General features: G+C 69.8%; 28 protein-coding genes, 1 tRNA gene and 1 rRNA gene. 21 read left to right on the top strand and 9 right to left on the bottom strand.

The features are described 5' to 3' along the window. Positions 1-113 precede the first annotated feature (113 nt). A 5S ribosomal RNA gene (gene rrf / locus MZC64_RS06335) occupies positions 114-230 on the top strand. 61 nt (positions 231-291) lie between these two features. Here the strand turns inward: rrf and MZC64_RS06340 are convergent. Further along, positions 292-777: an alpha/beta hydrolase gene (locus tag MZC64_RS06340; RefSeq protein WP_247760936.1), complete on the bottom strand. Its 486-nt coding sequence runs from the start codon at positions 775-777 to the stop codon at positions 292-294. A gap of 258 nt (positions 778-1,035) precedes the next feature. Between MZC64_RS06340 and MZC64_RS06345 the strand changes: the two genes are divergently transcribed. Together MZC64_RS06345 and MZC64_RS06350 are read left to right on the top strand one after the other, a co-directional pair. Continuing rightward, a complete protein-coding gene (locus tag MZC64_RS06345; protein ID WP_247760938.1) occupies positions 1,036-1,581 on the top strand; it encodes a DUF1990 family protein in 546 nt (181 codons plus the stop codon). 139 nt (positions 1,582-1,720) lie between these two features. Then, complete coding sequence (locus tag MZC64_RS06350) at positions 1,721-3,220, top strand: chitinase (protein WP_247760940.1); 1,500 nt, start codon at positions 1,721-1,723, stop codon at positions 3,218-3,220. A 40-nt stretch (positions 3,221-3,260) separates the two neighbouring features. On the opposite strand, the gene MZC64_RS06355 is transcribed toward MZC64_RS06350, so the two are convergent. After that, positions 3,261-3,599, bottom strand: a complete 339-nt coding sequence (locus MZC64_RS06355; RefSeq protein WP_247760942.1) for an MmcQ/YjbR family DNA-binding protein — start codon at positions 3,597-3,599, stop codon at positions 3,261-3,263. Between the two features lie 142 nt (positions 3,600-3,741). Between MZC64_RS06355 and MZC64_RS06360 the strand changes: the two genes are divergently transcribed. Continuing rightward, positions 3,742-4,281, top strand: coding sequence for a hypothetical protein (locus MZC64_RS06360; RefSeq protein WP_247760944.1), 540 nt, complete (start codon positions 3,742-3,744; stop codon positions 4,279-4,281). A 49-nt stretch (positions 4,282-4,330) separates the two neighbouring features. Here MZC64_RS06360 and MZC64_RS06365 read toward each other — a convergent pair. Continuing rightward, positions 4,331-4,403 (bottom strand) — tRNA-Gly (locus tag MZC64_RS06365). Positions 4,404-4,725: 322 nt separating this feature from the next. On the opposite strand from MZC64_RS06365, the gene MZC64_RS06370 reads away from it, so the two are divergent. After that, a complete protein-coding gene (locus tag MZC64_RS06370) occupies positions 4,726-5,163 on the top strand; it encodes a DUF983 domain-containing protein (protein ID WP_185001095.1) in 438 nt (145 codons plus the stop codon). A gap of 14 nt (positions 5,164-5,177) precedes the next feature. Beyond that, on the top strand, positions 5,178-6,041 hold the full coding sequence (locus MZC64_RS06375; protein ID WP_247760946.1) for a DNA-formamidopyrimidine glycosylase family protein: 864 nt from the start codon (positions 5,178-5,180) through the stop codon (positions 6,039-6,041). Position 6,042: 1 nt separating this feature from the next. Here the strand turns inward: MZC64_RS06375 and MZC64_RS06380 are convergent, their stop codons facing one another. From MZC64_RS06380 to MZC64_RS06390, 3 genes are read right to left on the bottom strand one after another with little or no spacing between them, the layout of a single operon-like run. Then, on the bottom strand, positions 6,043-6,639 hold the full coding sequence (locus MZC64_RS06380; protein WP_247761628.1) for a lactate utilization protein C: 597 nt from the start codon (positions 6,637-6,639) through the stop codon (positions 6,043-6,045). A 13-nt stretch (positions 6,640-6,652) separates the two neighbouring features. Further along, complete coding sequence (locus tag MZC64_RS06385) at positions 6,653-8,092, bottom strand: LutB/LldF family L-lactate oxidation iron-sulfur protein (protein WP_247760955.1); 1,440 nt, start codon at positions 8,090-8,092, stop codon at positions 6,653-6,655. Then, positions 8,071-8,793: a (Fe-S)-binding protein gene (locus tag MZC64_RS06390; protein WP_247760957.1), complete on the bottom strand. Its 723-nt coding sequence runs from the start codon at positions 8,791-8,793 to the stop codon at positions 8,071-8,073. Before MZC64_RS06390 ends, MZC64_RS06385 begins: the two co-directional genes overlap by 22 nt. Before the next feature lie 127 nt (positions 8,794-8,920). On the opposite strand from MZC64_RS06390, the gene MZC64_RS06395 reads away from it, so the two are divergent. From MZC64_RS06395 to MZC64_RS06445, 11 genes are all read left to right on the top strand, one after another. Further along, the gene (locus MZC64_RS06395; protein WP_185001100.1) at positions 8,921-10,177 is read left to right on the top strand and encodes a sensor histidine kinase; all 1,257 of its coding nucleotides are present in this window, start codon (positions 8,921-8,923) and stop codon (positions 10,175-10,177) included. A gap of 37 nt (positions 10,178-10,214) precedes the next feature. Next, positions 10,215-11,048 (top strand): S49 family peptidase, encoded by an 834-nt coding sequence (locus tag MZC64_RS06400; protein ID WP_247760959.1) that lies wholly within the window; start codon positions 10,215-10,217, stop codon positions 11,046-11,048. A 297-nt stretch (positions 11,049-11,345) separates the two neighbouring features. Further along, positions 11,346-12,131 (top strand): LytTR family DNA-binding domain-containing protein, encoded by a 786-nt coding sequence (locus MZC64_RS06405; protein WP_247760960.1) that lies wholly within the window; start codon positions 11,346-11,348, stop codon positions 12,129-12,131. After that, entirely contained in the window at positions 12,128-12,538 is a 411-nt protein-coding gene (locus tag MZC64_RS06410; protein ID WP_247760962.1) for a hypothetical protein, read from the top strand. The genes MZC64_RS06405 and MZC64_RS06410 overlap by 4 nt, the downstream gene beginning before the upstream one ends. A gap of 13 nt (positions 12,539-12,551) precedes the next feature. After that, positions 12,552-14,342 (top strand): cation acetate symporter, encoded by a 1,791-nt coding sequence (locus MZC64_RS06415; RefSeq protein WP_247760964.1) that lies wholly within the window; start codon positions 12,552-12,554, stop codon positions 14,340-14,342. 193 nt (positions 14,343-14,535) lie between these two features. After that, the gene (locus tag MZC64_RS06420; RefSeq protein WP_185001105.1) at positions 14,536-14,886 is read left to right on the top strand and encodes a DUF485 domain-containing protein; all 351 of its coding nucleotides are present in this window, start codon (positions 14,536-14,538) and stop codon (positions 14,884-14,886) included. Further along, entirely contained in the window at positions 14,883-16,502 is a 1,620-nt protein-coding gene (locus MZC64_RS06425; protein WP_247760966.1) for a cation acetate symporter, read from the top strand. Before MZC64_RS06420 ends, MZC64_RS06425 begins: the two co-directional genes overlap by 4 nt. A gap of 176 nt (positions 16,503-16,678) precedes the next feature. After that, positions 16,679-17,224: a SigE family RNA polymerase sigma factor gene (locus MZC64_RS06430; RefSeq protein WP_247760968.1), complete on the top strand. Its 546-nt coding sequence runs from the start codon at positions 16,679-16,681 to the stop codon at positions 17,222-17,224. Between the two features lie 19 nt (positions 17,225-17,243). Then, positions 17,244-18,152 (top strand): hypothetical protein, encoded by a 909-nt coding sequence (locus tag MZC64_RS06435; protein WP_247760970.1) that lies wholly within the window; start codon positions 17,244-17,246, stop codon positions 18,150-18,152. A gap of 41 nt (positions 18,153-18,193) precedes the next feature. Next, positions 18,194-18,526 (top strand): rhodanese-like domain-containing protein, encoded by a 333-nt coding sequence (locus MZC64_RS06440; protein WP_247760977.1) that lies wholly within the window; start codon positions 18,194-18,196, stop codon positions 18,524-18,526. 4 nt (positions 18,527-18,530) lie between these two features. After that, positions 18,531-19,439, top strand: coding sequence for a DUF4328 domain-containing protein (locus MZC64_RS06445; protein ID WP_247760978.1), 909 nt, complete (start codon positions 18,531-18,533; stop codon positions 19,437-19,439). Here MZC64_RS06445 and MZC64_RS06450 read toward each other — a convergent pair. Beyond that, positions 19,436-20,626, bottom strand: coding sequence for a cytochrome P450 (locus MZC64_RS06450; protein ID WP_247760979.1), 1,191 nt, complete (start codon positions 20,624-20,626; stop codon positions 19,436-19,438). The two genes, MZC64_RS06445 and MZC64_RS06450, sit on opposite strands and share 4 nt — an antisense overlap. A 123-nt stretch (positions 20,627-20,749) precedes the next feature. Here MZC64_RS06450 and MZC64_RS06455 point away from each other — a divergent pair, with 123 nt between their 5' ends. The 4 genes from MZC64_RS06455 (at position 20,750) to MZC64_RS06470 (ending at position 23,764) form a co-directional block, all read left to right on the top strand. After that, positions 20,750-21,709: a DUF5926 family protein gene (locus MZC64_RS06455; protein WP_247760980.1), complete on the top strand. Its 960-nt coding sequence runs from the start codon at positions 20,750-20,752 to the stop codon at positions 21,707-21,709. A 201-nt stretch (positions 21,710-21,910) separates the two neighbouring features. Continuing rightward, positions 21,911-22,405, top strand: coding sequence for a SigE family RNA polymerase sigma factor (locus MZC64_RS06460; protein ID WP_308300988.1), 495 nt, complete (start codon positions 21,911-21,913; stop codon positions 22,403-22,405). Then, positions 22,402-23,226, top strand: a complete 825-nt coding sequence (locus MZC64_RS06465) for a hypothetical protein (protein WP_247760981.1) — start codon at positions 22,402-22,404, stop codon at positions 23,224-23,226. The genes MZC64_RS06460 and MZC64_RS06465 overlap by 4 nt, the downstream gene beginning before the upstream one ends. A gap of 49 nt (positions 23,227-23,275) precedes the next feature. Continuing rightward, positions 23,276-23,764, top strand: coding sequence for a SigE family RNA polymerase sigma factor (locus MZC64_RS06470; protein WP_282104969.1), 489 nt, complete (start codon positions 23,276-23,278; stop codon positions 23,762-23,764). Positions 23,765-23,842: 78 nt separating this feature from the next. Here MZC64_RS06470 and MZC64_RS06475 read toward each other — a convergent pair whose 3' ends face one another. Together MZC64_RS06475 and MZC64_RS06480 are read right to left on the bottom strand one after the other, a co-directional pair. Next, a complete protein-coding gene (locus MZC64_RS06475) occupies positions 23,843-24,379 on the bottom strand; it encodes a ferritin (RefSeq protein WP_247760982.1) in 537 nt (178 codons plus the stop codon). 137 nt (positions 24,380-24,516) lie between these two features. Then, positions 24,517-25,758 (bottom strand): arginine deiminase, encoded by a 1,242-nt coding sequence (locus tag MZC64_RS06480; protein ID WP_374205640.1) that lies wholly within the window; start codon positions 25,756-25,758, stop codon positions 24,517-24,519. Positions 25,759-25,929 lie beyond the last annotated feature (171 nt).

The following is a 25,929-nucleotide window of genomic DNA, read 5'->3' on the forward strand; positions in this document are numbered from 1 at the left end:
ACTAATAGGCCGAGGGCTTGCTCACAAAGTTGCTACGCGTCCACTGTGTGGTTCTGAAAGAACCAACTAGATACACATTTTGAGTGTGTGTTGTTGGTGATCTTTCATAGTGTTTCGGTGGTTATGGCGGAGGGGAAACGCCCGGTCCCATTCCGAACCCGGAAGCTAAGTCCTCCAGCGCCGATGGTACTGCATGCGTGAGCGTGTGGGAGAGTAGGACGCCGCCGAACTAAATTTGCGTGTGGCCTCAGAACTTCGGTTCTGGGGCCACACGCTTTTTTTGCGTTCGAATCACTGCCGGCTGATCTCGACCAGGACGTTCGTGAGCTGGTCGGGCTGGGACAGGAACGGGTGGTGGTCGCTGTTCAGTTCGATCACCTTGTTCGCGCGGGTGGCCTGTTCGCGTTGGACCTCCGGTGGGGTGCCGCGGTCCTGGGCGCAGACGAGGTAAGTGGTGGGCTGTGACTGCCAGGCCGCGGTGCGGGGTGGTTGGGCCAGGGCCAGTTGGGATTGGCGAGTCAGGCGGGCGCGGGCGCCTTCGTAGGCTTCGTCGTCGCAATGCTGGGCGAAGCGGGCGCGGAGGTCTTCGGGGCGGAGGCTGAGGGTGCCGTCCGGGTGGAATTCCAGGTGGGGCGCGGGTTCTGGGCCGGCGAAGCCGGCCAGGGACTGGTTCGTGTCGGCCAGGAACGAGGTGAGGTAGACCAGATGCCGGACGTTGGGGGCGGTGCCCGCATCGGTGATGACCATCCCGCCGTAGGAATGGCCGACCAGGATCACCTCATCGGAAGTGTTGGCCAGTAAGACTTTCAGGGCGTCGGCGTCGGTGTGCAGACCGCCACCGGTGTGGCAAGCTCGGTAGGTCCAGCGTTGCGCTGGACAGGCCGTGTTCGGCCAGCCGGGGGGACATCCGGCTCCACCACCAAACACTGTCGCGGACCAGGGCGCCGTGCGCGAAGACCACCTTCATGCTGGCCACGCTGGCACGGGTGGGGGCGGGGGTGGGGCAGGTTTCGCTGGTGGCGCAAGACTGGGGGCATGAGTGGACGGTTGGCGCGCATCCGGGACCGGGCGGCTCAGGCCGAGGTGACCTACGCGGAGGTCGGGGTTACCCGGGAGGCGGAGTGCCCGCCCGGGTACCGGCGGGTCAGCCGGACCTTGCGGCTGGGGCAGGGGGAGGCGGAGTTCGCGCGGGCCCGGCTGGCGTTGCGGGACTGGGCGACCCATCGGGGGTTTGGACGCGGGATCTACCTGGGGGAAGCGGGGCAGGGGGAAGCCCGGCAAGAGGTGGGGGACACCGTGGTCTCGGTGCTGGGGTTTGGGCCGATTTCGGTCGTGGGGCCTTGCCGGGTGGTGTGGCGGGTGGATGAGGCTCGGCGGTACGGGTTCGGGTACGGGACCTTGCCGGGGCACCCAGTGACCGGCGAGGAAAGCTTTGTGCTGGTCCAGGGATCGGATGGGGCGGTGGAGTTCACCATCACCGCGGTGTCCCGGCCGGGCGGGCAGCTCGCGCGGTGGACCGGGCCGATCGGCCGACTGGCCCAGCGGGTGGCCATGGCTGCCTACCTGCACGCGTTGCGCTAGCCGTTCATACTCTTGACACCGCCCACGTGGTCTAGTCCAATTCCAGGACACCTGGTGGGCCTGTGCAGGTCTTTTCGCCGCCCGGACCCTCGTTGTCCCACCAGCCGACGCTCCACGCCGGAAATGGTGGGAGGAAACGATGTCACGCAAGATCCTCGTTGCTCGGGTGGCGGCAGTGCTCACGGTGGTGCTCGGCATCGCCCTGGCCGGGTTCGTGCCGGCGCACGCGGCCGGGGTCACCGCCTCGTTCGTCAAACAACAGTCCTGGGAGAGCGGCTACACCGGCCAGATCACGCTCAAGAACGACACCGGGAGCCAGGTCGCCGGCTGGAAGGTGGAGTTCGACCTCCCGGCCGGCACCACGGTCGGCGCCTACTGGGACGCCCTGCAGACCAACGCCGGCGGCCACTACGTCTTCACCAACCGCGAGTACAACGGCAACCTCGCGCCCGGCGCCAGCGCGACCTTCGGCTTCAACGCGGCCGGGACCGCGGCCCCGGTGAACTGCCGGATCAACGGCAGTCCCTGTGACGGCGGGTCCACCAACCCGACCAGCACCACGACCACCAGCAAGACCACCACCTCGACCAGCACCGCGACGACGACCACGACCACCCCTCCGCCGCCTGCCGGGAACAAGCTGCTGGTCGGCTACCTGCACAGCAGCTTCGCCAACGGGTCCGGCTACATCCGGATGGCCGATGTGCCCGCCGAATGGGACATCATCCAGCTCGCCTTCGCCGAGCCGACCTCGGTGACCTCCGGCGACCTGCGCTTCAAGCTCTGCCCGGTGGCCGAATGCCCGAACGTGGAGTCCGAAGCCGAGTTCACCGCCGCGATCAAGGCGAAGCAGGCCCAGGGCAAGAAGGTGCTGATCTCCATCGGTGGGCAGAACGGTCAGGTCCAGCTCACCAGCACGGCGGCGCGGGACGCCTTCGTCAGCTCGGTCAGCGCGATCATCGACCGGTACGGGCTCAACGGCCTGGATATCGACTTCGAGGGCCACTCGCTCTACCTGGACTCCGGGGACACCGACTTCAAGGCGCCCAAGACCTCGGTCGTGGTCAACCTGATCTCCGCGCTGAAGACGCTGAAAGCCAAGTACGGCAGCGGGTTCCAGCTCACCATGGCGCCGGAGACCTTCTTCGTCCAGCTCGGCTACCAGCACTACGGCGGCAGCGGTGGCGCGGACAACCGGGCCGGGTCCTACCTGCCGGTGATCCACGCGATGCGCAATGACCTGACCCTGTTGCACGTTCAGCAGTACAACTCCGGGCCGATCATGGGCCTGGACAACCAGTGGAAGCAGATGCCCAGCGTCGACTTCCACGTGGCCATGGCGGACATGGTGCTCGGCGGCTTCCCGGTCAAGGGCGATCCGAACAACCACTTCCCCGCCCTGCGCCAGGACCAGATCGCGCTCGGCCTGCCGGCCAGCCCGAACGCGGGCAACGGGCACACCGCGGTCGCCGCGGTGCACAAGGTGCTGGACTGTCTGATGAAGGGCAGCAACTGCGAGTCCTACAAACCCAGGGCGAAATACCCCAGCCTGCGCGGCCTGATGACCTGGTCGATCAACTGGGACCGGTTCAACAACGCCGAGTTCAGCAAGAACCACCGGGCCTACCTCGATCGCTAGCCCGGTCCGCGGCGGCGTCGCCCTGGTGGCGCCGCCGCGGTCAGCCCGCGTCGAAGGCGGCCAGCAGGCGCTTGGGCGCGGTCATCCGCCAGGCCTCGGTGAGCAGTTCGCCCAGCTCATCGGCCTGCACGGTGTCGAGCTGGGCCACCACCATGCCCCAGTTCTGGTAGTGCGGCGGCACGCTGAAGGTGTCCGGGTCCCCGGCCACCAGCGCCAGCCGCTCGTCCTCGGCGACCTTGATCGCCACTTCGACCCCATCGGGTGACATCGAGGCGAAGATCTTGTCCTTCACCCGGAAACAGGTACGTCCCCAGGCCGGGCGCTCGTGCGCCTCGGGCAGCGCCAGGGCCAGGCTGCTCAGCTCCTCCGGTGTGACCATGCCGGAAACCTAACCCGCGGCACCGACAGTGTCCGGGGTCACGGGCCTGCACCCCGTCTGGCTGTAGCCGAGGATGGGCCAGGTCTGGTTGGAATGGGTATCGCCCCATCACCGTGCGCGCAGTCGACTGGAGTGATGAAGTTTGGCGACGTTCGTGCTGGTCAACGGCACCGGATCCACCCAGGACGACTGGGCGGCGCTGGTCGAGGACCTGGAGGACCGCGGGGACCGCTGTCTCCTCGTCGACATTTCATCCGGGCAAGGCGAGGACCAGGCGGATCGGATCGCCTGGGCCGCTCAACGTTCGCCGACCTCGCCGGTACTGGTCGTACACGGCAACGCGGGCGCGCACGTGCCAGGAGCACTGGCCCGATTCCGTTTCGCTCACGTGGTGTGGCTGACCGCGGAGGTGCCGGCACCGGAGTCGACCCCCGAGCAAGACTGGCTGACCGCACCCCAGACCTACGTAGGCGACCCCGAAGACCAGGTAGCGAAAAAAGCCGCACTGACAGTCCCAGAAATGGAAACCGAGGAACTCACCGGCGGGCCGTGCCCACAGGTGTCCCGGCCAGAAGAAGTAGCCAGAATCCTCGCCCGCTGCGCCCGAAAACAGGCAACCGGGGTTCGGGGGGTTCGGGGGCTTGCCCCCGAGCGGGGTCTGGGGGTCGCACCCCCAGTGTGATGGCGAAGCAAAAAGGCGAGTGCTCCACGAGCACTCGCCTTCTATTGCGAGCGGATGACGAGATTCGAACTCGCGACCCTCACCTTGGCAAGGTGATGCGCTACCAGCTGCGCTACATCCGCACGCTCTCTGGGCCGTGGCCCCGATCGCTGTGGGTAACAGTACATGGCCGGGCAACCGGGTCTCGCCGGGGGGGTCGGTTTGGTGAACAAGCAGGTCGGGCGTGGTGACTGGCTGCGCTGGGGGCTCACCCGGCTGGACCACAACGATCATGACCCGGCAGAATCCCCCGGGTGACAGCCAGGGGCCGGATGCGACCGAACGGTAGTTCCGAGCCATTGATTTTCACCCTCGGGGCCCATCGCCGAACCGGTACCGTGGACACACGCTCAGTGAGCGGTCGTGGCGTCCGTGTGACCGACGCCCGCGGCTGAGGAGGAACGCATGACGCGGTTGGTACGAGGTGCGGACGGTCGGAAGTGGACCGTGCGCACCAACGTCGAGTGGTCCAGCCCGGCGGGCATGGACGAGTTCGAGCACGACGTGAGCGGTGGCCACGGCGCCGCCGTGCTCATGGCCACGCTGATGGTGCTGCTCACCGCCGTGCTGATCATCTGGACACCGGCCGCGGTGATCATCCCGCCCTGGCTGATCCTGGCCCTGGCGCTGGTCTTCCTGTTCTTCCCGCTGCGCTGGGTGATCCGCAGGCCGTGGACGGTGGTCGCGGAGACCCCCGGTGAGCTGGACGATGCCGGGCCGGAGCGCTGGGTGGGCAACGTGCGCGGTTTCCTGGCCATGCGCCAGGAGGCGATCAAGGTGGCCAGGGACATCGAGGTGTACTCCTCGCCCGCCTTCGACGGCCCGCTGCAACCGGTGGACTGACGTAGTCTGGCCGCGTGCCCGAACTGCCCGAGGTGGAGGCGCTGGCCCACCACCTGCGTGAGCATGCCGTCGGCAGCACGGTGACCAGGATCGACCTGGCGTCGATGACCGTGCTGAAGACGGTCGCGCCCCCGCCGACCGACCTCTACGGCCGGGCGGTGACCGGCGCGTCCCGCTTCGGCAAGTTCCTCGCGCTGGACTGCGGGGACCTGCACCTGGTCACCCACCTCTCCCGGGCCGGCTGGCTGCGCTGGTCCGACGAGCTGAGCGCCGTCCCGCCCAAACCCGGCCGCGGTCCGCTCGCGCTGCGCGTGCACCTGGGCCCGCCCGGCTCCTCCCCCGGCTTCGACCTGACCGAGGCCGGCACCCAGAAGCGGCTCGCCGTCTACATCGTCACCGATCCGGCGCAGGTGCCCGGCATCGCCCGGCTCGGCCCGGACGCGCTCGCGCTCAGCCGCCCCGAACTGGGTGAGTTGCTGGCCGGGCGCGGGGAGCGGATCAAGACCACGCTGACCGACCAGACCGTGCTCGCCGGGATCGGCAACGCCTACTCCGACGAGATCCTGCACCTCGCCCGGCTCTCCCCGTACGCCACCACCGGCCGCCTCGCCGAGGACGCGGTGGACCGGCTGTTCAGCGCGATGCGGGAGATCCTCACCGACGCGGTGCAACGCTCGGTCGGCCAGGCCGCGGCCCGGCTCAAGGGCGAGAAGCGCGCCGGGCTGCGGGTGCACGCGCGCACCGGCCTGCCCTGCCCGGTGTGCGGGGACACCGTGCGCGAGGTGTCCTTCGCGAACAAGTCCCTGCAGTACTGCCCGACCTGCCAGACCGGCGGCAAGCCACTGGCCGACCGGCGGATGTCCCGGCTGCTGAAGTAGCTCAGCCCTCGACGATGAGCACTTCCAGGGTGCGCGGGCCGTGCACGCCCTCCACCCGGTCCAGTTCGATGTCGCTGGTGGCCGACGGGCCGCTGATGAAGGTCAGCGGGCGCACCGGGTCCAGCCTGGCCAGCGCTTCCGGCACGGTGGCTGCCACCTGATCGGCCCGGACCACGCACAGGTGGTAGTCCGGCAGCAGGGTCAGCGCCCGCCGGCCCTGGGCCACCCCGGCGTCCAGCACGATGGTGCCGGTCTCCGCGATGGCCACCGCGCAGCCGGTGAGCACGCCGTCGCAGCCGTCCAGGGTCTCGATGGACAGCGGCGGCCGGTCTGCCAGCCAGGTCAGCTCGTCGTTGAGCCAGTCCGCGGGCACATCGGCGGGCACCGCGATCCGCCGCGCGCCGCGGGCGTCCAGCAGCGCGTCGATCCACACCGGGAGCCGGTCCGCGTGCACCCGGTGCACCGCGGCGCGGTAGTCCGCGACCCGCTCGGCCAGCACCTCGATCACATCGCCGACGTCCCTGGTGCGGTCGTAGTCGCGCGGGACCGGCGCGGCCTTCGGCTGATCGCGCAGGGCCGTGCGGATGCGGGTCAGCATCACCGCGCGGGCGTCACTGGTCACCGCGGTTCCTCCTCCACCAGCTGCGAAACGATTCGGCAGGCGGCACCGGCACATCGCGGACGTCGGTCCACTTCGAGCCGGGCCAGGGCAGCCGGGTGATCTTGCCGTCCCGGCCGAGGAACCGGGCCAGCGTGCCGGCCTGCTGTGCCCGCTCGAAGCGCTTGGCGTCGGCCATCACCCAGGCCAGCGCGCGCATGGCGATCGCCTCCGGCGCCAGGCTGCTCTTGTTCTCCACCACTCGCGCGCGCAGGTGGGTGAGCACCTCGGGGATGTTGATCGAGACCGGGCAGACCTCGTAGCAGGCCCCGCACAGCGAGGAGGCGAACGGCAGCGAGGCGGCCTGTTTGTCCTTGGGGTCGTTGACCAGCTGCGGGGTGAGGATGGCGCCGATCGGGCCCGGGTAGACCGAGCCGTAGGCATCGCCGCCGGTGCGTTCGTAGACCGGGCACACGTTGAGGCAGGCCGAGCAGCGGATGCAGCGCAGCGACTGCCTGCCCACCTTGTCGGCCAGCGTCGCGGTGCGTCCGTTGTCCAGCAGGATCAGGTGGAAGTTCTGCGGCCCGTCGCCGGGGGTCACGCCGGTCCACACCGAGGTGTAGGGGTTCATCCGCTCGGCGGTGGAGGAGCGCGGCAGCAGCTGCAGGAAGACCTCCAGGTCCGGCCAGCTCGGCACCACCTTCTCGATGCCCATCACGGTGATCAGGGTTTCCGGCAGGGTCAGGCACATCCGGCCGTTGCCCTCGGACTCCACCACCACGATCGACCCGGTCTCGGCCACGCCGAAGTTGGCGCCGGAGATGGCCACCTTGGCGGAGAGGAACTTGCGCCGCAGGTGCCGCCGGGCCGCCTCGGCCAGCGCGCGCGGCTCACTGGTCAGATCCGCGGGCACATCCGGCATGGCGCGCTGGAAGATCTCCTTGATCTCCGCGCGGTTGCGGTGGATCGCGGGCACCAGGATGTGCGAGGGCCGGTCCTCGCCGAGCTGCACGATGAGTTCGGCCAGGTCGGTCTCGATCGCGGTGACCCCGCCCTCGGCCAGCGCCTCGTTCAGGCCGATCTCCGCGGTGGCCATCGACTTGACCTTGACCACCTCGGTCTCGCCGGTGGCCCGGATGAGCCGCAGCGCGATCGCGTTGGCCTCGGCGGCGTCCCTGGCCCAGTGCACGGTGCCGCCGCGGGCGGTGACCGCGGCCTCCAGCCGGACCAGGTAGGTGTCCAGGTTGGCCAGCACCTCGTCCTTGAGCGCGGCCCCGGCGGCGCGCAGCCGTTCCCAGTCCGGCAGCTCGGCCACCGCGGCCGCGCGCTTGCCGCGGATGGTGCTGGTGGCGTTGCGCAGGTTGCGGCGCAGCTGGGTGTTGGCCAGGGCGTCCTTGGCGGCCTTGGGGAAGGCCGGGGTGCCCAGCCAGGTCACCGGGTTGCGGACGACCATGGTTCCTCCTCCGTGCTCGCCAGGATCTCCGCCAGGTGCACCGGCCGCACCCCGCTGCGCAGCCGGGACAGCCCGCCGCCGATGTGCATCAGGCAGGAGTTGTCGCCCGCGGTCAGCACCTCGGCCGCGGTGCCGATCACGTGGTGCATCTTGTCCGTGAGCATCGCGGTGGAGGTCTCGGCGTTCTTCACCGCGAAGGTGCCGCCGAACCCGCAGCAGGAACTCGACTCGGGCAGCTCGACCAGGTCCAGCCCGCGCACCGCGCGCAGCAGCCGCAACGGTTTCTCGCCGACGCCGAGCATGCGCAGCGAGTGGCAGGTCGGGTGGTAGGTGACCCGGTGCGGGAAGTAGGCGCCGACCTCGGTCACGCCGAGCACGTCCACCAGGAACTCCGACAGCTCGTAGGTGCGCGCGGCGATCGGGGAGGCGGTCAGGCCGGGGTGGATGTCGCGGACCATGCCGGTGCAGGAGCCGGACGGTGCGACCACCGCGTCGTAGTCGCCGAAGACCTCGGCGTAGCCGCGGGCCAGTGGCTTGGCCTGCTTGGCGTAGCCGGAGTTGAAGTGCATCTGCCCGCAACAGGTCTGCGCCAGCGGGAACTCCACCCGGCAGCCCAGCCGTTCGAGCAGCCGCACGGTGGCCTTGGCGGTCTCCGGGAAGAACGTGTCGGTCAGGCAGGTCGCGAACAATCCGACCCGCATGGCCTCTCCACCTGCTGTGCGCACAGCGGACACCCTGCCTCGGAAAACCTCCGATGTCTACGGTTCATCCTTTTGGTGCCATCTCCGAGTGACGGGGTGGTTGCAGATTCAGCATCCTGGGCCCAGCATGGACGCCGTGGGTGAACTGCTCACTGAGCGATCGGCCATGGCGGTCCTGGCGGGTATCGCCGTTCTCGCCGCCTTTGTCCTGCTGTGCCGGGCACGGCGGGTCAGCACCTCGATGGAGGACGCGACGCTGACCGCCCTGCACCGGGTGACTGATGCTGCCCCGACCCTGCGCGAGGGCCTGTCGGTGCGGTCGGCTGATGAGCTGACCCCGCACCTGAAGGAGATGCTCGGGTGTGTGGCGGTCGCACTCACCGACGGGGACGGCGAAGTGCTGTCCTGGGCCGGTGAGGCGAACTACCACTACGAGGATCTCCGGCCCACCGTGGAGAAGGCGATCATCCATCGCACCACCGAGACCACCAGTCACGGGATGATGGACTGCGACGTCAACAAGTGCGCGCTGCGGCACGCGATCGTGGCCCCGCTGGAGGTCGACGGGATCATGGTCGGCTCGCTGCTGGTGGCCTCCGCGGTCGGCGGGCGCCGGTTGTCCAGGGCGGCCGAGGTGGGCTCGCGCTACATCACCACGCACCTGGAACTGGCCGAGCTGGAGGAGTCCCGCTCCCGGCTGGCCATCGCCGAGGTCCGCGCCCTGCGTGCGCAGATCTCCCCGCACTTCCTGTACAACGCGCTGACCACGATCTCCTCGCTGGTGCGCACCGATCAGGAACAGGCGCGGGACCTGCTGCTCGACTTCGCCGACTTCACCCGGTACTCCTTCCGCACCGCGGGGGAGTTCACCACCCTGGGCGAGGAGCTGCACAACGTCGAGCGCTACCTGACCCTGGAGCGGGCCCGCTACGGCGACGCGCTCAACGCGCAGGTGCGCATCGCGCCCGAGGTGCTCTCCGTCGCGGTGCCGTTCCTGACCCTGCAACCGCTGGTGGAGAACGCGGTCCGGCACGGCCTGGCGAACAAGCCGGGCGGCGGCACGGTCACCGTGGTGGCCGCGGACAACGGGGCCGAGGCCACCATCAGCGTCGAGGACGACGGCGTGGGCATGGACCCGGAGCGGCTCTCCCAGGACCTGAACTCGCACTTCACCGGCGCGCACGTGGGCATCAACAACATCGACCACCGGCTGCGCTCCTTCTTCGGCAACGACTACGGCCTGGTCGTGGAGACCAACCTGGGCGCGGGCACGAAGATCAGCATGCGGGTCCCGAAGTTCACCGCCGGTGTGCACGCGCCGCCGCCGACCTGGCCGGATGCGGTGGGGCGCAAGCAGGAGGAAGCCCACCAGGCGGCAGGCTGATCAGGCGTTCCGGCGGTTTTTCCGTAGGCTCGGCACCATGAACGTCGCCGAGCGGTTGGCCAAGAAACTGCCCATGATCGGCGAGCGCGTCGACCGCTCGCCCGTCGTCGCCGTGGTCCGCCTGCACGGGGTGATCAGCCCGACCCCGTCACCGCTGGCCAGGAACACGATCAACATCAACACCATGGAATCCGCGCTGCACCGCGCCTTCGGCCACGACCGGCTGGTCGGCGTGGCACTGGCGATCAACTCCCCCGGCGGCGCCCCCACCCAGTCGGCCTTGGTCGCCGACCGGATCCGGGAACTGGCCGCCACCAAGAAGGTGCCCGTGCTGGCCTTCTGCGAGGACGTGGTGGCCTCCGGCGGCTACTGGCTGGCCTGCGCCGCCGACGAGATCTACGCCCACGCCACCTCCCTGGTCGGCTCCATCGGCGTGGTCAGCTCCAGCTTCGGCCTGCACGGCGTGCTCGACCGCCTCGGCATCGAACGCCGGGTGCACACCGCCGGCGAGAACAAGGTCCGCCTGGACCCGTTCAGCCCGGAGAAAGCCGAGGACGTGGAATGGCTCAAGGGCCTCCAGTCCCGGTTGCACGAACGCTTCGGCGAATGGGTCACGCAACGCCGCGGCGGGAAACTCAACGGCGGACCGGACGAGCTTTTCACCGGCGAGGTGTGGCTGGGCGACCAGGCCGCGGAACTCGGGTTGGTCGACGGAATTGGCACTTTGCGCGGCGTGGTGAAGAAACGCTGGCCGGACGCGGAGATCGCGGTGGTCGAACCGCGCCGGCCGCTGCTGGCCCGGCTGGGCATCGGCGGCGCGGCCATCGAGGCGCTGGAACACCGGGCGATGTGGTCGCGTTTCGGGCTGTGAACAGGTGGCCGAGGTCGCCAGGATCGCCGGCATCGTGCGAGCCCGGCGGGGGGATGTCGAACTCGGAGTTTGATCACTGTGGGTGATACTGTCGGCACGTGCAGATGACCTGAGTGGGTTGATCTTTCCCGCGACGCGTCACCGCGCATTGACTCGCTCGTTCAAGCCAAGTAATAGGTGAGCGATCAACAGCGTCACCCCGTTGGCGGGTGGCTCGCTCGTGGACAGTCGGCACCACGTATCGGCAGGATTGACCTCACTGTGAGTACCAACGGCAGCCCCCCCGGACTCATCGTCATGGCGGTCGACGATGAGCCCAAGAACCTGGACGAATTGTGTTACCTGCTGCGGCAGAACCCCAGGGTGCGCCGGGTTCTGGAGGCATCGGACGCGCTGGAGGCGTTGCGCATCATCCGGGGCCAGGATCCGGAGCTGCAGCAGCGGATCGCCGCCGGGCTGCCCGCGGTGGACGCGGTCTTCGCCGACATCCAGATGCCCGGGTTGTCCGGGGTGGAGATGGCCACCGTGATCACCGGGCTGAAGGACGCGCCCGCACTGGTCTTCGTCACCGGGCACGGTGACCACGCGCTGGCCGCCTACAACCTGGGGGCGCTGGACTACATCAGCAAACCGCCGAACCCGGAGCGGCTGGAGCGGGTGCTGCGGCTGATCGAGCGCACCTCCATGGCCACCATGGCCCCGCCCGCCGAGGAGCCGGTGGACGAGGAGGTCATCCCGGTCGAGCTGGCGGGCACCACCAAGCTGATCCCGCGGGCCGCGGTGCGGTACGTGGAGGCCCAGGGCGACTACGCCCGCCTGCACACCGCCGAGGGCAGCCATCTGGTGCGCATCCCGCTGGCCCAGCTGGAGGAGCGCTGGGGGGACGCCGGGTTCGTCCGCATCCACCGTTCCTACCTGGTCGCCATGGGGCTGATCACCGAGCTGAAAATGGCCACCTCCGGCTACACCGTGCGGGTGGGCAGCGGGGACGACGCGGTCGAGCTGCCGGTCAGCCGCAGACACACCAGGGAACTCAAGGACCGGCTGGTGCGCTCGCCGAAGAACAACTGGGGTCATCGGTGACCCAGCCCGGCCCGCCCGAGGACGAGGGGGCCGAGCAGGAGGCGGAACGGCGGCGACGCCGGGTCAAGGTGGTGCTCGCCGAGCGGCGGGGCGCGCGCAAGGTCGTGCGCACCATGGTGCACATCGAGCAGCAGACCCAGATCGGCGAGCAGGTGGTGCGGGTGCTCATCCGTAAGCAGCTCATCGTCGCGGTCACCCTCGCGGTGATCACCGCGGTCGCCCTGGGTAGCCTGCCCCTGCTGTTCGCGCTGTTCCCGGCGGTGGCCTCGGCGACCTTGTTCGGGGTCCGGCTGCCGTGGCTGTTGCTCGGCGCGGCCGCCTACCCGCTGCTGATCGGCGTGGGCGCGCTCTACAACCGCGTGGTCGAGCGCAACGAGAAGGACTTCATCGACATGGTCGAGAACTAGGAGCCCCGGGACTTTGGGGCCCAACGAGTGGTCGCTCGTCGGCGTGGTGCTGGCCGTGCTGGCCACCCTCGCCCTGGGCTTCGTCGCCTCCTGGCGCTCCAAGACCACCTCGGATTTCCTCGTCGCCTCCCGCGGGGTCAAGGCCAGCAACAACGCCGCCGCGATCTCCGGTGAGTACCTCTCCGCGGCCTCCTTCCTCGGTGTGGCCAGCCTGGTGTTCCGGGACGGGCCGGACGCGCTCTGGTACCCGGTCGGCTTCACCGCCGGCTACCTCTCGCTGCTGCTGTTCGTGGCCGCCCCGCTGCGCCGCTCCGGCGCCTACACCGTGCCCGACTTCGCCGAGGCCAGGCTGGGCTCGCCGCACCTGCGCAGGCTGTCCACCTGGGTGGTCATGCTGATCGGCTGGCTCTACCTGGTGCCGCAGTTCCAGGGCGCCGGGCTGACCTTCTCCACGGTGACCCATCTGCCGGCCTGGATCGGGGTGGCCGGGGTGGCGCTGGTGGTGGTGATCAACGTGGTCGGCGGCGGCATGCGCGCGATCACCATGGTGCAGGCGTTCCAGTACTACCTGAAGCTGGTGGCCATCTCGCTGCCCGCGTTCCTGCTGGTGATCGTCTTCCTCAACGACGACCGGCCGCAGCGGGCGCTGAACGAGCCGCTGCCGCCGACCTTCCCCACCGACACCGTGGTCACGGTGAGCACCCCGGTCCGGGTGCAGGTGGCCGAGGGGGTCCGGCTGGAGGCATACGGCACGGTGGACGGCGCGCCCGCCAAGGGCGAGGCGATCTGGGGGCCGGGCACCCCGCACGACATCGGCGCGGACACCAAGCTGCACTTCACGGCGGGCAGCGCGGTGCCGGTGGTCAAGGGCTCGCCGGCGCGCAACGACGACTGGCTGCGGCCGCAGCAGGCCGACGGCAACGGGATGAGCCTGTTCAAGATCTACTCGCTGATCTTCGCGACCTTCCTCGGCACCATGGGCCTGCCGCACATCCTGGTCCGCTTCTACACCAACCCGGACGGCCGGGCGGCCCGCCGGACCACGCTGTACGTGCTGATCCTGCTCGGCGCGTTCTACCTGTTCCCGACCATCCTGGGCGCGCTGTCCCGGCTGTATGTGCCGCAGCTGCTGGTCACCGGCAAGACCGACGTGGCGATCCTGCTGCTGCCCACCGCGATGCTGGACAACTGGCTGGGCAAGCTGCTGGCCGCGCTGGTCGCCGCGGGCGCCTTCGCCGCCTTCCTCTCCACCGCCTCCGGGCTGGTGGTCAGCGTGGCCGGGGTGCTGTTCACCGACGTGCTGGCCGGGCGGTTCAAGGACTTCCGGCTGGCCGCGCTGCTGGCCGGGGCATTGCCGCTGGGAATGGCGCTGATGGCGGCCTCGCTGGATGTCTCCCAGGCGGTGAGCCTGGCGCTGGCCACCGCCGCGTCCACGTTCTGCCCGTTGCTGGTGCTGGGTATCTGGTGGCGTGGGCTGACCTCGGTCGGCGCCGCGGCCGGCATGATCGCCGGCGGTGGGCTGACCCTGCTGACCACGATCCTGAACTTCGTCAGCGCGAGCACCGGCGGCTGGGCCGCGGTGCCGTTGCTGCAGCAGCCTGCCGCGGTCACCGTGCCGGTGGCGTTCGTGACCATGGTGGTGGTGAGCAAGCTGTCCCGGCGGCGGATACCCCCGGACGTCTCCCAGATCATGCTGCGCCTGCACGCCCCGGACCGGCTCGGTTTCACCAAGGACCGGGAGGTGCAGAAGTACGGGACTCCGGAGGAGAAGGCCCGGCAGTCCACAGGCCGTCACCGAGGTTGAACTAACTCCACCGAGGAGTGACACTCTGTCACTCGTTCGGATGACATCCAACCGGCGAGCCACTTAACGTGCAATCACTACCGTTTATCGCCTAACCCGACTGTTGGTCGCAGTCCCTCGTTCGAGCCTTGGTCGAGTGACCTGGGTCTCTACTAACGTCCCGGTCCAACACCCCCAGCGAGGAGGCCGGATCGTGAGCACCACCGAGCGGCCGCAGACGGGCGGAGCGCCAGACCCGGAAGTCTGGAGCGCTGTCCAGTCCGGCCCTGAATTCGCCGAACTACGTCGGCGGCTACGCAGGTTCGTGTTCCCCATGACCGTGCTGTTCCTCAGCTGGTACCTGGTCTACGTGCTGTTAGCCGACTACGCGCACGGCTTCATGAGCACCAAGCTGACCGGCAACATCACCGTCGGCCTGGTGCTCGGCCTGCTCCAGTTCGTGTCCACCTTCCTGATCACCACCCTCTACGTCCGGCACGCCAACAAGCACCTGGACCCGGCGGCCGAGCGGATCAGGGAACAGATCGAAGGGGGCGACAAGTGAGCGCGCCGATCACCCTGGCCCAGGCCGCGACCGGCTCGCCCGCACTCAACATCAGCATCTTCGCCGGCTTCGTGGTGATCACGCTGATCGTGGTGTTCCGGGCGAGCAAGAACACCAAGTCCGCCGCGGACTACTACGCCGCGGGGCGGGCCTTCACCGGACCGCAGAACGGCATCGCGATCGCCGGTGACTACCTGTCCGCGGCCTCCTTCCTGGGCATCGCGGGCGCCATCGCGGTCTACGGCTACGACGGCTTCCTGTACTCCATCGGCTTCCTGGTGGCCTGGCTGGTGGCGTTGCTGCTGGTGGCGGAGCTGCTGCGGAACACCGGCAAGTACACGATGGCCGATGTGCTCAGCTTCCGGATGAAGCAGAAGCCGGTGCGCACCGCGGCCGCGCTGTCCACGCTGGCGGTCTCCTTCTTCTACCTGCTGGCCCAGATGGCCGGCGCGGGCGGCCTGGTCGCCCTGCTGCTGGGCATCAAGGACAGCTGGGGCCAGGCCATCGTGATCGCCATCGTCGGCGCGCTGATGATCCTGTACGTGCTGATCGGCGGCATGAAGGGCACCACCTGGGTGCAGATCATCAAGGCGGTGCTGCTGATCATCGGCGCCGGTGTGATGACCCTGTGGGTGCTGGGCATGTACGGCTTCAACCTCTCCGCGCTGCTGGGCGCGGCGGTGGAGAACAGCCCCAAGGTCGGCGAGAAGCTGCTCGGCCCGGGCCTGCAGTACGGCAAGAGCGGGCTGACCCAGCTCGACTTCGTCTCGCTCGGCCTCGCGCTGGTGCTGGGCACCGCGGGCCTGCCGCACATCCTGATGCGCTTCTACACCGTGCCCACGGCCAAGGAGGCCCGCCGCTCGGTGGTCTGGTCGATCTGGCTGATCGGCATCTTCTACCTGTTCACCCTGGTGCTGGGCTACGGCGCGGCGGCCCTGGTCGGACCGGAGAAGATCCTGGCCGCACCCGGCAAGGCCAACTCGGCGGCGCCGCTGCTGGCCTTCGAGATCGGCGGCACGCTGCTGCTGGGCTTCATCGCCGCGGTCGCCTTCGCCACCATCCTGGCGGTGGTCGCCGGCCTGACCATCACCGCCTCGGCCTCCTTCGCGCACGACATCTACGCCAACGTGATCAAGAACGGCCAGGTGGACGACAAGGACGCCGAGGTCAAGGTGGCCCGGCGGACCGCGGTGGTGATCGGCATCGTGTCGATCCTGGGCGGCATCCTGGCCAACGGGCAGAACATCGCCTTCCTGGTGGCGCTGGCCTTCGCGGTGGCCGCCTCGGCGAACCTGCCGACCATCCTGTACTCGCTGTTCTGGAAGCGGTTCAACACCACTGGCGCGCTGTGGAGCATCTACGGCGGCCTGGGCAGCACGGTGTTGCTGATCGTCTTCTCGCCGGTGGTCTCCGGCCGGGACAACTCGATGATCTCCGGGGTGGACTTCCACCTGTTCCCGTTGGACAACCCGGGCATCGTCTCCATCCCGCTGGCCTTCCTGCTCGGTTACCTGGGCACGGTCTTCAGCAAGGACCCTGGAAACGACGCCAAGTACGCCGAGATGGAGGTCCGCGCACTCACCGGCGCGGGCGCCGAGAAGGCCACACAGCACTGAGCCATTGATCGACAAGAAGGCGGTCTCCCCAGGTGGGAGGCCGCTTTTCTTGTGTCACAGACTTTGTGACATTTCGTGACAGGAACTGCACAGACTTCGCCCGGTGCCCGGTGCAACCCTTGTTTCCTCCCCGGCGTATAGGCAGCAGACCGGGCAGTTCACGAGGAGGCAGGAGCTTGGCGCGACGCGATGACGGCTTCGCCGAGTTCTTCGCTGCCCGGTTCGACGCGGCGCGGCGGATCGGGTACGCGCTCTGCGCGAACTGGTCGGAGGCCGAGGAACTGGCGCAGACCGCGTTCGTGCGGGTCTACGCCCGCTGGCCCAAGGTGCACCGGGAGACCGCGGACGCCTACCTGCGCACGGTGCTCACCAGGGCCTTCCTGGACACCAAGCGCCGGGGCCGGGCCCGCGAGCACGCGGTGGCCGAGGTGCCCGACCAGCCGGTGGAAGCCGACCACGGGGCCGCTGAGGACCGGGCCGCGCTCACCGCGGCCCTGCAGCAGGTGCCGCCCCGCCAGCGCGCGGTGCTGGTGCTGCGGTTCATCCAGGACCTCTCGGTCGAACAGGTGGCTGAGGCACTGGGGTGCACGACCGGAACGGTGAAGAGTCAGACCGCGCGCGGCCTGCAGACCCTGCGGGCCGCCTACCATGCCGCCAACGGCACCGACGGGGCGTCCGAACCTGGCCAGACCCCGCCGCCGCTGTTGTCGGCCGGGCGCTGAAAGTGGAGGTACGGAGGCGGTGAACGAGATGTGGCACGACGAGCAGGACGTGCGGAACGCGCTCCAGCGGGTCGTGGACACACCCGCGCCCGCGGTACGCACCGATGTGGCCGAGGTGATCCGGCGCGGCAAGCGCCGGGTGCTGGTCACCAGGGTCGGCGCGGTGGCCGGGGTGGTGGTCGCCGTCGGCGTCATCGGCCTCGGCGCGACCGCGATCTCCGGCAGCCTGTTCAACGGCGACCACACCGCGTTGCCACCCGCCGCCACCAGCAGCGCGCCGTCCACCAGCAGGCAACCCGCGCTGGACCTGCCGGGCTGGACCCAGCTGGAGACCGCGCCGGCGACCAGCGCGCCCGATGCCACCTCGACCGGGGCGAGCAAGCTGCCGCAGCAGTACTGCAGCGGCCCGCAGACCCCGCCGGCCAACGGCCGCGCGATCCTGCCGGAGGACCGCTACCTGCCCGCCTTCGTCGAGGCGGTCAGCAAGTCCGCAGGCGAGCGGGTCAAGGTGAGCTTCCAGAACTACGTCAACGCCAACCGCGGTCACCTCGCGGTGGTCGTGCCCGGCAAGGCCACGCCCGGCACGGTCCGGCTGGAGGCCGGGCGCTTCGGCGGGCCGCCCACGCTGGCCGCGGAGTCCTACCGGTACAGCTCCGGCGTGCCCTGCCAGGAGCCGCTGCGCCGGATCCGCCCGGACGGCGCGGTGCTGCAGCTGTTCCAGGACGAGGACTACGGCGGCAAGCAGCCGACCCGCAGGCTCGGCGTGTACACGCCCAACGGCCGCTTCTACAACGTCACGGTCACCGCGGGCTCGCTCACCAGCGACGGCACCCCGATGCCCGCCGACAAGCAGGTCGGCATGGACGGCCTGGCGCTGAGCCGGGAACAGGTGGTCCAGATCGGCGAGGCAATGGCCGACCTCGGCTGAGTTCACGCTGCCGCCACACCTGGCCGTGGGACTATCGACAGGTGAACCCGTCTCAGGTGCCGTCGCTGGCAGCGCACGAGGTCCCGCAGGATGCCTACCTGCTTGATGTCCGCGAGGACGACGAGTGGGCGGCCGGGCACGCCGAGGGCGCCAAGCACATCCCGATGGGCGAGGTGGTTACTCGCCTGGAGGAGCTGCCCAATGACGGGCTGGTGCACGTGATCTGCCGCGCAGGTGGCCGCTCGGCCAGGGTCACCGCCTACCTCAACTCCAATGGCTGGGACGCGATCAACGTCGACGGCGGCATGCAGCTCTGGCAGGCCGCGGGTCGTCCGCTGGTCGGCGAGTCCGGCGCCGAACCGACGGTGATCTGAGCGCATGCAGCCAATGCAGCCGATGCGGGTGGACTGGGTGGCCAGTCCGCCCGTTCCGCTGCGCCCGTACCGGTCCCGGCGCCCCGACCCGCACTACTCCGGCCCGCCCGCCTACCCGGCCCCGCCGCGCTGGGGTTTCCCCGCGCTGACCTGGCGCTGGCCCACCACGGTGCCCGGCGCGGACAAGCCGGTGGCCCAGCCGGTGGACCGGATGCGGGCATTGGCCGGCAGCGCGGCGCCGCTGCTCTGGATCACCGGCGTGGCCGCCGCGTTCACCGCCGGGGCCGAACTGCTGCGCTACATCCTGCTGCTGGTCAGCCGGGACTCGGTGCTGCCAGCCGGACTGCTCTACACCTCCGACGCGCTGGTGGTCACCGGCGGCGTGGTCACCCCGGTGAGCGCGGTGCTGGCCGCGCTGGTCGGCATCCTGTGGCTGCTGCGCGCCCGCCAGGTCGCCGGTGAACTCACCAGCACCCGCCCGGACCGGCCGAACTGGCAGGTCGTGGCCGGGGTGCTGGTGCCGGGGGTGAACCTGGTGCTGCCCGGGGCGACCCTGGCCGAGCTGGAGCACACCATCCTGGGCAAGCCCAGCGCGGAGCGGCCCCGGCCCTCCCGCGAGCTGCTGCACTGGTGGGGCTGGTGGGCCGCCAGCCTGCTGGTCTCCGGGATTACCCTGCTCTGGTCGCTGCGCGCCGGCGTGCAGGCCCAGGCCGACGGCGTGCTGTGGCACCTGCTGGCCGACGCCCTGCTCGCGGTGGTGGCCATCCGCTCGGTGCGCCTGCTCAAGCGGTACAACGCGCTGCTGGCCCCGGTGAACCCGGCGGCTGTGCAGCGCTACGAACTGATCAGCGTGCGCGGCGTCGAACTGCCCGAGCTGCCCCGCCGGGAACGTCCCAAGGACGCCGTCCGCTAGGCCGTCACCGGCAGCGTGTGCAGGCCGCGGATCACGAACTCCGACCGGCGTTCCGGCTCGCCGGCCAGGGCCAGCTCCGGCAGTCTGCGGCGCAGTGCGTCCAGGATCGCGGTGACCTCGACCCTGGCCAGTGGCGCGCCAAGGCAGTAGTGGATGCCCGCGCCGAAACCCAGGTGCGGGTTGGGGGAGCGGCCCAGGTCCAGCCGGTCCGGGTCGGTGAAGACCTCCGGATCCCGGGCTGCCGAGCCGAGCAGGGCGGCGATCTTCTCGCCCGGCCGCAGCCGGTAGCCGGCGATCTCGACCTCGGCGGTGGCGGTGCGCTCGAAGAGCTGCAGCGGCGAGTCGTACCGGATCAGCTCCTCGGCCGCGCTCGGCAGCAGCTCCGGCTCGGCGACCAGGCGGTCCCACTGGTCGCGGTGGCGCATCAGGGCCAGCACCCCGTTGCCGACCACGTTCACCGTGGCCTCGTGCCCGGCCATCAGCAGCAGCACCGCGGTGGCCACCAGCTCGTCGGAGGTCAGCCGCTCGCCGTCGGCGTCGGCCACCGAGACCAGATCGCTCACCAGGTCCTCGCCCGGGTGCGTCCGGCGCTGCTCGACCAGGTCGCGCAGGTAGGTCACGAACTCCGCGGACGCGGCCTCGGCGGCCAGCCGCTTGTCCGGCGCCAGGCCGTACTCGTACATCTTCACGATGGTGTGCGACCAGGGCAGCAACAGATGCCGGTCCTGGGCGGGCACGCCGAGCAGTTCGGCGATCACCTCCACCGGCAGCGGCTCGGCCACCGTCTTGAGCAGATCGGCCTGCTCGTCCATCGCGATCCGGGCGGCCAGGGTGTCCACCAGCTGGTCGGCCAGGGTGTTCACCCAGGGGCGCAGGCGTTCGGTGTGGCCGCGGGCGAAGGCGGTGGCCACCAGCTTGCGCAGCCGGGTGTGCTTGGGCGGCTCGTTCTCCAGCAACGAGTTGCGGTGCAACAGGTTGAACGCGGCGAAATCGTCCACCGGGCAGGCGTCCCGCCAGATCCGGCCCAGCGCGCGGTGCCGCAGCAGCGCCGAGCAGGCCGAGTGCGAGACCGCGACCGCCAGGCCCAGCCCGGGGTGCCAGTGCACCTCCCCCTCCGCCCGCAACTGCGCGAACCGCGGGTAGGGGTCCGCGATGAACGCGGTGTCGCTGGGATCAAAGGGAAGCACGATCACCGACGGTAAGTCCTGGGCGTGTCACTCGTCCATCCGAGTGGCGGTGTCCTTGGTGGAAATACCCGTTTACCCCCCTGCTACGGTCCGGCAGATCACCAGTTTCCCTAGGAGGACCGGATGGCCAAGCGCACCGCGGCCAAGCGCAAGAACCAAGCCGCCGAGGGTGGCATCGGGCCGCGTCAGCCCTGTCCGTGTGGCTCCGGCAAGCGGTACAAGGCCTGCCACGGCGGGTCGGCCGCCGATGTCATGGTCATCCGCCCGTTCGAGGGTCTGGCCGTGGAGACCGACCTGATCGCGCTGCGTGAGTTCGTGCCCTCGGCCACCGCGGCGCTGACGCTGACCGAGGCCGGGCCGCGGCCGATCACGGTGGCCACCGTGCTGCCGATGGCCGCCGCCGCGCTGGTCCGCACCGACGGCGCCGCCTTCATCGGCCTGCAGGTGCAGACCCGCACCGGCGACATCAGCGGCGACCTGGCCCGCGCGCTGCGCTGGGCGCAGACCGCCGAGCCGGGCAACGCGCTCTCGGTGGCCCCGGCCGCGGCCGAGGGCGAGACCCTGCGGCTGCAGGACCTGCTGCAGCCCGAGGCACGGCTGGAGGTCGAGCTGCACGCCGACTTCTCCTGGTGGATCCCGGCCGACGCCGAGCAGAACAGCGATGTGGCGCTGTCCCTGGAACGGGCCAACGCGGCGATCATGCCCACCGAGCCGGTGGTGGCCGAGGGCGTGCACGCGGCCTACTGGGTCGACGCCGGGGACAAGGCGCACGTGCGCTGGGTCCGGCCCGAGCCGGAAGAGCGGTTGCTGGCCGCGCTGGCCCGGCTGGCCGTGCGCGGTGAGCACGGCGAGCACGACCTGGGCGAGGGCTCCCGGTTCGCGGGCTCCTTCCGCGCGCACGGACTGCTGGTGCCGGTCTGGGACGTCGACCGCGAGCAGCACTCCAAGGAATGGGCTCAGCCCACCGCCGCACTCGGCGAACGGCTGTCCGCGGCGCTGGCTTCCCTGGACACCGAACCGCTCTCCGAGGCCGAGCGCCGGTCCCGGGACGGCCTGCGCGGCCGTCAGGTCACGCTCAGGTAACGGAGAAACTGGTCGTCGCGCCAGGGCAACCCTGGCGCGCGACCAGACGTGAACCTCATGTCGGGGGCCCGCGATCGGGCCGCACTGAGGGGAGCGTCGGCGGTGGCAGCACCGGGCTGGGTGTTCGGGACGGGGGTGGGTTTCGCGCCTGCCGTCCCGAGCGCGGTGGACGTGGTGGACAGCGCGGCCGGGGGAGCCACGGTGCAGGAAGACTTCGGTGAGTTCGTCCGCATGTCCCTGCCCGGACTGCTGCGCTACGGACACGCGCTCACCGGCAATCCACATGACGCCGCCGACCTGGTGCAGTCGGTGCTGGAGAAGATCGGCTCGCGGTGGCGTACCGTGCTGCGGCAGTCGACCAACCCCACCGCCTACGTGCGGCGGGCGATGGCCAACACGCACATCAGCTTCTGGCGCCGGGTGCGCAAGGAGAGCCTGGTCGCCGACCTGCCGGACGTGCAGTCCTACGAGCAGGCCGACCGGCTGGAGAACGAGCCGCTGTGGCAGGCCCTGCGGGACCTGCCGCCGCGGCAGCGCGCGGTGATCGTGCTGCGGTACTACGACGGGCTTTCCGAAGCCGAGATCGCGGAGGCGCTCGGAGTGAGCAACGGCACGGTCAAGAGTCAGACCAGCAAGGCCATGGTGACGCTGCGAGGAAAACTGGGCTCACTGGTCGGAGGAGGGGATCAACGATGAACGTCGACGACGAGCTGCGCAGGCTCTTCTCCGACGATCGGCTGGAGCTACGTCCCCTGCCGGACGCCGAGCACGCGGTGCTCACCGGGGTCAAGCGCAGGCAGCGGCGCCGCAGGGTGGCCATCGCGGCCACCGGGGCGCTGAGTGCGCTGGCCATCGTGGCCGGCACGGTCGCCGTGCTGCAGCCCGAGGCGAGCAACACGGTGCAGCCGGCGGACACCTCCACGCTGACCTTCCCGAGCACGCCCGGTCCGACCGAGCAGACCAGCACCTCGGCGGAGAGCCAGGGCGGCACGGCCAGCACCTCCAACCGCGGTGGCGTCGGCAGCGGCTCGGGCGCCCCGCCCACCTCCTCGGCCAGGCCGCCGACCTCGACCACCACGCCGAAAACCTTTGGCACCGCGCAGATCGGGCCCACCGGCTACGGCGCGCTCAAGCTGGGCATGACCAAGGAGGCGGCCGAGGCCACCGGGCTGATCAAGCCCAACGCCAAGGCCGAGTCCGACACCGGCTGCCTGGGCTATGACTACGCGGGCAAGGCCAAGCCCGCCGGCTTCTACACCGTGGTGATCTCCAAGACCAAGGGCGTGGTGCGCATCCACGGCCGCGGCGATGAGCGGACCCCGGAGGGCATCGGCGTCGGCGCGCCGGTGGCCGATTTCGACAAGGTCTACACCGATTCCGGCACCACGCACGGCGCGGTCGGCGAGCGGGTGGTGGCGGCTCCGGGCAACGCCGCGGCCAACTACTGGTTCATCATGCGGAACAACGCGGTGAGCGAGATCCGGCTGGAGCTGAAAGAGCAGGACTGTTACAAGTAAGCCCGGTCACCTACTCCTATCCTTGTGCCGGAGTTGGTGACATGGGGGCTTGGTGGACGAGGATTTCAGCGAGTTCGTCCGGATGTCGCTGCCGGCGCTGTTGCGCTACGGGCACGCGCTGACCGGCAATCCGCACGATGCGGCCGACCTGGTGCAGACAGTGCTGGAGAAGGTCGGCACCCGCTGGCGCTCGCTGCTCCGCCAGGAGATCAACCCGCAGGCGTACGTGCGCCGGGCCATGGCCAACACCCACGTCAGCTTCTGGCGCCGGGTGCGCAAGGAGAGCCTGGTCGCCGATCTGCCCGAGGACGGCGAGGGCTACGAGCAGGCCGACCGGCTGGAGAACGAGCCGCTGTGGCAGGCATTGCGCGAGTTGCCGCCACGGCAGCGCGCGGTGATCGTGCTCCGCTACTACGACGAACTCACCGAGACCGAGATCGCCGAATCACTCGGCATCTCCAAGGGCACGGTGAAAAGTCAGGCCAGCAAGGCGATGGCGGCCCTGCGAAGCAAGCTGGAGAACCTCAACGAGGACTGAGCGCGCAGATGGCGGCGCCCGTGGACCGGGTCGCGGTCCACGGGCGCCGGCCTGTGGTGGGAGCAATCGGCACTTGGCTTACAGGGTGCCGCCCGCCGCGCGCGGGGCGGTCGGGTCCGAGCCCTCGTCGCCGACCTGCTCGCGGGTGAGGAAGTCCTCGATGGCGAACAGGTTGTCGCCGGCGCGGTCCACGATGGTCAGCAGGGTCGACATCGCGGCGACCTCCTCGACCTGCTCCTTGAGGAACCACTGCATGAACTGCTCGCCGAGGTAGTCACCCTCGTCCCTGGCCGACTTGGCCAGCGCGGTGATCTCCTCGGTGACGTGCCGCTCCTGGTTGAGGGCCAGTTCGACCGGCTCGCGCACGGAGGCGAAGTCGTTGCGCACCTCGTCCACCCCGGGGATGGCCACCGGGAGACCGTTGTCCAGCAGGTACTGGACGATCATCATGGCGTGGTTGCGCTCCTCGAGCGCCTGGCGGTAGAAGTGCGAAGCCAGGCGGGGGAGGTCCTTGGCGTCGAACCAGACCGCGACGGCGAGATACTGCTGCGACGCGCTGAGCTCATTCCGGACCTGGGTCTGCAGCAGCTGCTGGAACTTGGTAGTCGTGGTCATGGCCGAAACAATACAACGGAATTCGAGTTTCCGCAGGTAAAGCCAGGTTTGCCTAACTTAGCCAAGCCTTGTTGAACTAGCTGGCAGACGGCCCGCGCAATTCCATTCCGTAATTGCGCGGGCCGAATTCCGCGAATTCACCCGAGCGTGTCTCGCGCAATCGGGCAGGACATGCACCGAGGGCCACCACGACCGGAGCCCAGCTCGCTGCCGGCGATCCGCAGCACCTCCACCCCGGCGTCCTCCAGCCGGGCGTTGGTCTCCACGTTGCGCTCGTAGGCCACCACCACGCCCGGCGCCACGGCCAGCGTGTTGTTGCCGTCGTCCCACTGCTCGCGCTCGGCGGTCACCGCGTCCAGGCCGGTGTCGATCACCCGCAGCCGCTCGATGCCCATCGCCTCGGCGGCCGCGCCCAGGAACGGCAGCGGGCCGTCCACGATCACCCCGCCGGAGCCGTCCGGCCGCAGCGGGTAGGCGGAGAGGGTCTCGCGCACCGCCGGGTACATCACCACCGCGTCCCGGTCGACCATGGTGCACACGGTGTCCAGGTGCATGGTGGCCCGCTCCTGCTCGATCGGCACCGCGAGCACGGTGTGCGCGAGGCCGTCGGCGAAGGCGGAACGGGCGAAGGACTCCGCGCCCGCCGGAGTGGTGCGCTCGCCGACGCCGACCGCGAGCACGCCGGGGGAGAGCAGCAGCACGTCGCCGCCCTCCAACGGGGCCGAGTGCGCGCCGTAGGCACGGCCGGTGCGGCTGAACCGCGGGTGGTAGGCGTAGATCAGGTCGGTCAGCGCGGTCTCCCGGCTGCGCGCGGGCAGCGCGAGCGAGGTGATCGCCACCCTGTCCGCCACCCACACCGAGGAGTCCCTGGTGAAGAGCAGGTTGGGCAGCGGGTTGACCGCGAAGTCGGCGGGCTGGTGCATCCGGCGCACCAGCGAGGCGCCCTCGGCTGCGGGCAGCTCCTCGAAGGTCATGCCCGCCATCAGCACCCCGGCCAGGTCCTTGGCCTTCATCCCGGTCAGGTGCGAGCGCAGCGCGTCGGCCAGGTCCAGGCCGAGCTGGCGCTCATCCACCGCCGAGTGCACCGCGCCGAAGCGGGCCCGCGGATCGGCCAGCGCCTCCACCAGCACCTCCCCGAGCAGCAGCACCTCCACCCCGCGCGAGCGCAGGGTCTCGGCGAAGGCGTCGTGCTCGAGCTGGGCCCGGCCCAGCCACGGCACCCCGTCGAACAACAGTTGATCGTTGTTACGCGGGGTGAGGCGCTTCAGTTCCGCGCCAGGACGGTGCAGCAGCACCGTGCGCAACGGGCCGACCTCGCTGTCCACCCGGTGGATCGGCTCGGCGGCAGGGGTCTCGCTTGCGATCTGGTGAGCGCTCACGCAGCGGAGCGTAATGCTCTCGAAAGATCATGGCAGCGCGCTGATCAGTGAATGTGGGTCAGGATGTAAGGAGTCGAACCTCGGAAGGTGGATTGTGAACCAGGACACGGTGCCGAAGCGCGGTTTGTTGCGTCGTCCGGTCGTTTTGGTTGCGATTGTGATTGTCGCAAC

The sequence above is a fragment of the Crossiella sp. S99.2 genome (genome assembly GCF_023094165.1).
Lineage (GTDB): Bacteria > Actinomycetota > Actinomycetes > Mycobacteriales > Pseudonocardiaceae > Crossiella.